Origin of the sequence: Bacillus sp. JJ1532, from assembly GCF_036965085.1 — a bacterium.
Lineage (GTDB): Bacteria > Bacillota > Bacilli > Bacillales > Cytobacillaceae > Cytobacillus.
Genome location: NZ_JBALOW010000087.1, coordinates 1 through 8,414, shown reverse-complemented (window position 1 = coordinate 8,414; position 8,414 = coordinate 1). Strand labels below are relative to the sequence as shown.

6 protein-coding genes and 1 pseudogene are annotated in these 8,414 nt (G+C 33.3%); 1 reads left to right on the top strand and 6 read right to left on the bottom strand.

The window, feature by feature from the left end:
- Positions 1–921 precede the first annotated feature (921 nt).
- The 6 genes and pseudogenes from V7122_RS22260 to V7122_RS22235 all read right to left on the bottom strand — a co-directional run bounded on the left by V7122_RS22260 (position 922) and on the right by V7122_RS22235 (position 7,753).
- Positions 922–4,074 (bottom strand): annotated as a pseudogene (locus V7122_RS22260) (DUF3427 domain-containing protein).
- Positions 4,075–4,101: 27 nt separating this feature from the next.
- On the bottom strand, positions 4,102–4,347 hold the full coding sequence (locus V7122_RS22255; protein WP_335529202.1) for a hypothetical protein: 246 nt from the start codon (positions 4,345–4,347) through the stop codon (positions 4,102–4,104).
- 21 nt (positions 4,348–4,368) lie between these two features.
- Entirely contained in the window at positions 4,369–4,833 is a 465-nt protein-coding gene (locus tag V7122_RS22250; RefSeq protein ID WP_335529198.1) for a hypothetical protein, read from the bottom strand.
- 622 nt (positions 4,834–5,455) lie between these two features.
- Positions 5,456–6,247: a hypothetical protein gene (locus tag V7122_RS22245; RefSeq protein ID WP_335529195.1), complete on the bottom strand. Its 792-nt coding sequence runs from the start codon at positions 6,245–6,247 to the stop codon at positions 5,456–5,458.
- A 134-nt stretch (positions 6,248–6,381) separates the two neighbouring features.
- Positions 6,382–6,645 carry a hypothetical protein gene (locus tag V7122_RS22240; RefSeq protein ID WP_335529192.1) on the bottom strand — a complete coding sequence of 88 codons (264 nt, stop codon included), beginning with the start codon at positions 6,643–6,645 and terminating at the stop codon, positions 6,382–6,384.
- A gap of 25 nt (positions 6,646–6,670) precedes the next feature.
- Positions 6,671–7,753 (bottom strand): DUF91 domain-containing protein, encoded by a 1,083-nt coding sequence (locus tag V7122_RS22235; protein WP_335529189.1) that lies wholly within the window; start codon positions 7,751–7,753, stop codon positions 6,671–6,673.
- A gap of 105 nt (positions 7,754–7,858) precedes the next feature.
- On the opposite strand from V7122_RS22235, the gene V7122_RS22230 reads away from it, so the two are divergent.
- Positions 7,859–8,056, top strand: coding sequence for a hypothetical protein (locus tag V7122_RS22230; protein ID WP_335529186.1), 198 nt, complete (start codon positions 7,859–7,861; stop codon positions 8,054–8,056).
- Positions 8,057–8,414: the final 358 nt, after the last annotated feature.

Sequence of the window (8,414 nt, the reverse complement as noted above, 5' to 3'; positions counted from 1 at the left end):
AGGTATTAACGTAAGCGTGTTTGGCTCTAAAAGTTTTTTTAAAGGTTGGTGAGAAAATAGTAACTTTAATATTAATGAAAATTAGAAGAAAAAATTGATAGAACACGTAATTTTCGAGCCACTGTTTACCCTTATCCAATGTTTATAATATTTATTATTGGATCGATTTTATTTTCCCTTCTTTCGCTGGTGAATAGGAACTGTGTAAATGAAGTAGTGGGTACAGGGAACTAGACATCAAAATTTCCTTTAACGGCTTTGAGCAGACATTTTTTAAATAAATATATATTGGGTGTATATCAAAACAATTTCCTATTTTTTTATTTTTATATCCAATCATTACAAATGTGAGTTTTGGACAAAACATGAAAAGAAATAACACTAAAAGCAAATGCATCTTTTAAAATTACGAAAGATTAGCTTTATTAATACAAAAATTGTTTTCGTTGGAGATTTTTTTTTAAAAAAACCCTCTTAATATACTTTCCAAACGTCATATTACTCCTCAGAATATGCTAAATATTTAAACGAACTCTCTTTACAAAATTCTTGAAGACGAAAAAGTGTAAGTGAAAGGAAGAGATTGAAGGTCCGACTTAAAGAGGGATTATTAGCTATTTTAGCTGATGGATAAGAGTTACCCTAATTAGTTATCCTGTTCATATTAAAATGGCCAATTGGGGTAAATTGGTAATAAGTGATGATATTGATTAAAGAAAAAAGTGAGCTTGGTTAACGATTGTTTAATAGAAACCAAGCTCTTATTAATTAATTATTCTTGAAATCCTATTTGTTGTACTTTTCCAAATAGTAATTAGTTGACTAATCTTCAATCGCAATCAAAAAAATCTTTTCACTAAAACCACCATGTTATTGAGCCTTATTTTTCAAAATTCACCCTGACATTCTACTAATGAATATTTAATGAACATTCTTATTCGCCCTCGGTACCAAATACGATGGCATTTCCTCTTTCAACTGCCAGATAAAGCTCATTGGTTTATTACCATTGTGACTGACATAATCGGATGTTCCTAAGAAGACGAACGGAGATGTATAGCCGTTCTCCTTTTTATATTCCCGTACAAATAGTGCGATTTTGTGATTATGCTTTTTGTGATGAATGTACCGCTCTGCTGTTTTACTTCCTACACCGACCTGGCTTTGCGTTTGCCAATGAAATAGTCGTTCATTAATTGCATAATCATCGTACAAGGTTGATGGTGAAAAATCTTTTTCAGATTTATTTAATGTGATGAAAAAGATATCTAGATGTTTATCTGCGAAATATTTCGCCCCTTCACGGAATGCAGGATTACTCGATTCGTTATAATAGCCTAATAAGGCTAGTACTTGTGCGGTATTGTATCGGCTATGAACACCTAATGGACACGGAAAATCAAAATCATGCTCCAGCTCCATCGTCTCTAATGATTGGTAAAGAGAGGATAGAATCTCTTGAATTTCTTCCTTCATTTCGGGTACAGATAGGAATTGTCCAATCCCATCCTGCATTGTGTGATAACCTTCTTTAGCGGGATGTGACTTATAAAACGAGTAATAGAGCATCGCTTCCATTAGCCGCTCTTCTTTAGTTTGCACTTCTGGATTTTTAATATAGGTTAGCAAGAATTGAAGAAGCTTCTGCGAATTAAAGTGAAACAAATTAGGCAGCCTTTTCAAGAATGTATTCTCTATATCACTATGAAAGTCTTCAGCTAGCCCTGCCTCCACCTTCATTCTTTTAAAACTACGGTCACCATTTTTTCCGTAAAAATCATATATAGTAAGATGATAAAAGCTTAGAAAGTTTGCCAATGTTAATGCCATGCCTGAATCTTCTTCAAAATATTTCAACTTCGCAATTAAGTTAGAACATGTGTTAGAGCTAGATTTAATATTCCTTAAAATGTACTCTTTCGCCTGCTTTTCTAACTGAACAAAGCAGCCTTTCGGTAAATGGAAGAATCCATTTTCAATATAATGACGGACGGAATGTTTTGATTGTCCAATTAGAGCTCTAAATTTATCTTCAAATTGGTAATTTTGGTGAGCTTGTCCAACATAATCTAGTACCGTTAAGCATTCCTTTCCCTCTGCCAAACGTAGTCCCCTTCCTAATTGCTGTAGAAAGACTGTTAAACTCTCTGTTGGGCGTAGGAAAAGGATTGTATTTACTTCAGGTATATCAACACCCTCATTATAAAGATCGACTACAAAAATAAATTTGATTTCACCATGAACAAGTCAGTGCTGTGCTTCTCTTCTAGTCCTCCCATCGACATTTCCAAATAAAGCGACAGACGGAATCCCAACCTTTTCAAAAAAGGCTGCCATATATTTAGCATGTTCGATCGAAACACAAAAGCCAAGACCTTTGACTTGATCCGTATCGGTTACATACTTATATATACTCTTAACAATTTGGCTGCTTCTTAGATCGTTGGAGGTATAAACATTTTCTAATTCTTTAATCTCGTACCCTTTACGACTCCATTTTAATTTAGATAGATCAACGGTGTCACTTACACAAAAATATTGGAATGGACTTAGTAATTTTCGATTAATTGCCTCAGTCAAACGCATCTCTGCAGAAATTTTATCATCGAAATAGGTTAGGATGTCTTTTCCATCCATCCTTTCTGGAGTTGCTGTTAAGCCTAGAAGAATCTTTGGTTTATAATGGTCGAGCAGTCTCTGATAGGAATCTGCTGCTGCATGATGAAATTCATCGACAATAATAAAGTCATAGAAATCAGACGTAGTCATTTCAAAAAACTTTTTACTATTAAAGCTTTGTATGCTAACAAACAGGCATTCTATTGATTCCGGTTAGCTACCTCCTACTAGCATGTCCCCAAAATTTGGATCTCTTAATATAGCCCGAAATGTTTCAAGACTTTGCTTTAAAATTTCCTCACGATGAGCCACAAATAATAGTTTTGCTGATGGATTCTTTAACTTAAAACGCTTAAAATCAAACGCCGAAATAACCGTTTTTCCCACACCTGTTGCGGCGACCAGTAAGTTTTTCGTTCTTCCAAATACTTCACGTTCTACTTGAAGCTTTTCCAATATCTCTTTTTGGTAAAAATAAGGCTGAATATCAAAGATGAAATAGTTCCCTTGCTCTTCTTTCACTTTACTTTTTGTTAAGGCAAGCTTTAAAAGCTCATGATCTTGGACTGAATCTGCCTGAAATTGTTTAAACTCCCGATCATTCCAATAGCTTTCAAATGTGGCTTCAAATTTTCGAACAATATCAAAGGAATCTTTTTCCGTAACCTTAATGTTCCACTCTAAACCTGATGTAAGTGCAGGGGTCGAAAGATTAGAAGAACCAATATAAGCCGTACTAAATCCAGTTTCTCTTTTAAATAGATAAGCTTTCGCATGGAGTCTTGTTCTTTCAACATCATAGGAAACCTTAATCTCTGTATTTGGTAATTTGCTTAGCACCTGGATGGCCTTATAATCGGTTGCCTCCATATAAGAAGTGGTAATAACTCTTAGCTTGTTATGTGGACTAGAAGTAAACGTTCTTAGCTCCTCCATAATGCATCGAAGCCCGCTCCATTTAATAAAAGAAACGAGCATATCAATCGAGTCTGCAGTTAGGATTTCCTTCTTAAGTTCTGTAAGCATGTTGGGCTCATAACTAGAACCCGTAAACAGGGAGCTTTGAGAAAGTGGAGTTACCGGCCTTATCACGTCTTCCTTCTGTATACTTCTAATTGAATTCATACGTGAATAAATAGAAGTAAGAATTTCGCCATCCTCTTCAATCCTCAACTCCCTTAATTCATCCTCATCAAGATGCTTACTCAAAGTTGTAATAATCTCATTACAAGTCTTAATTTGGTTTATTAAAGCTTGCTTATCATCACTCTCCTGATCTCGAACAAACTTCAAAGCTTTTCTCGTCACAAGTGATATGTATGAAGATAACTGCTTCCGTGCTTCCTCCACATCTATTGCTTCTTTTCCTATATCAAAGGCAGTTGAATCAAGCTTAGCAAGCTCATCCTTCAACTTATAATTAATGATTTCTTCATAGATTCCTTGTTTTAGCATGAACATACCCTCACTTACAGTTCAAAGTTATTTAATTAACCTATAGTAGCCACGTGAAACTCTTTCTAGAATTCTATATTCCTCTTGGGTTGTTGATGAAGAATTACCGCCAAATGATACAGGTACCATATCAGCCAATGCTGTACTAACATCCTTCCATGTGTTTGGATATCTCTTTTCTATCCATTCTCGTATCTCTTGAATTGAACACTCTTCACCTAAACTTACTAACGCTAAAATAATTGCTTCATTTAGATTTATATTTTTATTCATTCTCGTCACTTCCCTAGCTCATCATTTTTCTATTTCCCTTACCCATCTCGTGAACTTTGGTCTATTTCTTTCATACCAATCATTACAAACAATATATTTAACCTGATCGATCTCTATTTCGTCTGCCCAATATCTATCAAAGCCATTCACTTTTCTTTGATCTGATAAGGATGAAAAATGCTGCACTTTTTTTAAAAAGGAGTAATTTATTTCGAATGTTAATTTACAATATTTCGCATCTTGTAGCCTGGCAACCCTATCGGGGGTAAGTAACTTGGCTTGATTTAATTTTGCTAAGGTCGTTCTAACAAGGATTCCTATTTTCATGGAATGATCAGATTCTTGCTTTGTTGATGAATCTATTAAACTTCTTTCGTAATCCCTTATCCATTTTTTCATATATTTAATTTTTATCTCTTTTTCTAGTCCAATTACTTCCTGCTCTAATAATTGTGTAACCTGTGTCTTAAATGTTTTCTTATTCATATTGGTAACCCCAATCCTATTCTTATTAATTAAGAATCCGTCTTCTTCATTTCTAGAACCAATCATTTCCAATTACTAATATTGTAATCCTTTGCAAAATTGTCTGCAAATTAAATTCAAGAACATAAAAATCGGGGAGCCAATTTCTATCATTTATGAGGTAGTGCCATTTAGCGGAATTTCAATGACCATTAATTATGGAGCCCAATTATCGAATATGTTACATAAAAAGGAGAAACTATTATGATTGTTACTCCCCTTGTTGCCATATTCGTATTACTTTTACTAGGAAAAACAAAAAACACCTTCAAACATTGAATTATCAACATTTGTAGGTGTTTTAACTTTTTAAAATAAACTCGGTTTGATTTAAAGATACCGGTGGGCAGGCTCGAAATAGCGGTCAAAGTATTGTTTCAATTAGGTTTTACAGTGGCTATGTGTAAAATGATTTGGATGTGTAATGTAGGTGCATATTTTCACCTGCTTCTTCTGTTTCCACACTCCTCATAGCTTGAATGGTGATAGCAGACTTATTTCAATACTAACTGCGATACGCAATCCACATGTGTGGACTGTCATTAAAAATAAAGAAACAATGTAGCAATAAATGGAATGAATTTTATTTTTCAGTTTCTTTTTTTTCACCAAGAGCCGCTTCTCTAGTTTTTTCTACTCTTATAGTTGATTCTTGAACGGACTTTTCAAAAACAATATCTTTGACATATTTTTTTAACTCTGGTTTGTCGAATAATGTTTCTTTAAGAGAATCATTTGTTAATTTATAACCTTCAAGAACTTTGCTTTTATCATCAAGGATAGCTTGGATGCCTTGGTTTATCGCATCTTCATAAATCAACTTTCGGTAACTCTCAGTGTATTCCTTTCTAAATAATCCTACAAAACTATCAAAATAACTCTTGTCAAACATAGGAATATAAGCTAATTCTAATGCTGGTACTTTAATATGTAAAATCTTGGACTTTTCATCAAAATAAATATCTTCTTTTTTGATATTTTTCAAGTCATAACCAAGCATAAAGTAACCAAACAAATGAATGTTGTATTCTTTTCCGAAAAGATACTTTCCGAATTTCTTGCCTGTTGTTTCAAGCCAAATATCATCATCTTGATGTTTTAAAAATTCATAAGTGTCATCTTCGGTGTAATCGAAGTCTTGGACATCCTCATATCCGAAGTGTTTGCTGATTTCTCGAACCTTATTGTATGCGATATTTTCTACGATGACCTCACCTTCAATTGCTGTTGTTGCTTTTACTACTTTTTCTTCTCCACCTTCCAAAAGCATATATGTTCCGGCTGATCCAATGGAGGCACAAAGCAGGGCGAAAACAACGGTAATAACAATTCTTTTCTTCGATGATTGCTTGTTATTAACTCTAAATTCTGGCATAATTTTTTCTCCCCATTATTTTTATATACTTATATAACAGATATAGATTTGGTCAAACTCATCCTTCTGTATTCATCAAAGTTTGGTTTTCATAATACCACTTATAGTAATCTGTATTATCATCTTACCTTGTTTTAGACTACATCGTGCCCAGTTTTCTTCTCAACAACTTCTTTATCGGTTGTAAAATAATAAGTAGCTCCATCTTTAGAATACGATTCACCGTACCAAATCCCCTTATTAATTGCAGACCAATTGAACCGTTTAGAATTTGTTTCTTTTTTGAAAAATCTTGCCGCCTCCTGAATACTAGGACATTCAGCGATTAATTCTTCTCCTTTGAAAATATTTACGGGGATTTCGACTTTGTTTTGTACTATTGGTCTTTCTCTCTCCATATTGACACCTGTCTATTTATTATTTTTATTCATCAGTATTAAGTTCAAAAAACTCCAAAACTTTATCAATAGTATATTGACTTCTCAATTTATAGGCACTGTTCTGATTAGCTTTTAAGCCCTTCACCCAATAAGCTTCCTCCTTAGATACATTGGCTAACCATTTTACTTTAACAACATACTCACACTTCTCAAGATCTTCTTCATCGTGAAACATATTAGTTGCTTTGAGGTTTAAGTCTGACATTTTAACCTCTGTTTGATTAACCTTAAATGTAACATCTTTAATAGGTTTAACAGTATCTATTACTATACCAATACCAACATATCCACTTTTAGGTATCATACAAAATACTCTAGCACCAACAAATAATTGGTTTAATGTCCTACTATACCAACGTCCTCCACCAGCTGAAATAAATCCATATTTTACTGCATCTTCCCATTTTCTAGATGCTTTATCTTCAAAATTCACTACAAAGTCTTGTTTATTCCATTTTTCCTTTTTATTCTCTACTTTCGTATTACTTGATTTCTCATCTATTACATTAGGATCTAAAAGCCAACTTCTAGTTAAAAAATGTTGTTCACCCTCTTCGAAATAACGAAAGAAAACAGCATTGATTGGAACGTCATAATTATTTGATAAGTAATTAATTATTCTCTCTGTCTCACTATCAAGTTGTGACGAAACAATTGTAATTTGATGTGAGTCATTTAGCTTGTCTGGTAAACTATCATCAAATTTTTCAGCAAATGCTTCTTCTAAGGGACCGTTATTTTTATCTTCATATATTCTTAATACTTGATCATATGAAAGATTTTGTACCCAGGAAGCATAGTCTAATGCTTGAGCTACTACTTCTCTAGGTGCTCTATTTTTCTTTAATTCAATAATATGAAGGTTTCCCTCTCCATCTATTGCAAGCATATCTATATATTTTCCATACTCTGTTTGAACTTGTCTACCAATCAATAAAAGATCATCAGATAGAATAGACAAATCTTCCGACAATATATCTTCTAACTTTTTTTCTGATTCAATTACAGAGAAATCCACCTTTTTGATACCGCCATTTACCTTCCATATCCCAACTTCTATAGGCATATACTCACACCTCTATGTATGTTATTTAAAAGAAAAATAGTAATTTCCACACTTAGTTTTACAGTATAATATTACCATAATTTCCTAGCAGAAAGGTGAGTAAAATTGTCAAAAACAAAATCTTTAACACACGGCGCAATAATGAAGGCTTTAGATTGGTCTTATGATAAAGCAATTAATGGTGGTGTGCCTGGAATGGACACGGCCATAAAATTAGCTGATAGTTACTTACAAAAAAGTGGGACCTTAGAAGAAAAATTATTGATATGTTATAGCATTAGAAGGTCTGGTTTAAGTTTTTAAATAAGTTAGAGCATCTTTATTACAAAATTAATTTAAGCTGAGGGTGACTGACTTCTATGAAAATAACCAAAGAAATAATTGTTCGTTGTTACTATTATGCAAAAAAGTCTATCAAAGACAGATTGATAAAACTGCTGCTACATACAATTTATTTAGTGGGTTAGGAATGAACTAAGGTAGTGCTGGAGATTATATTGAGGCAGTTGGATCAATGATGAATAGGGAGAGATATACTAGAACAATTAATACTGAATCTACTCGTTATTATTTAGAAAATATTAAAAATGATTATGGTCTCGATCAACTTAAAATTGCTTTAAAAGCAGTAGATCTTCATACAAAATACTATGGAAAGGAC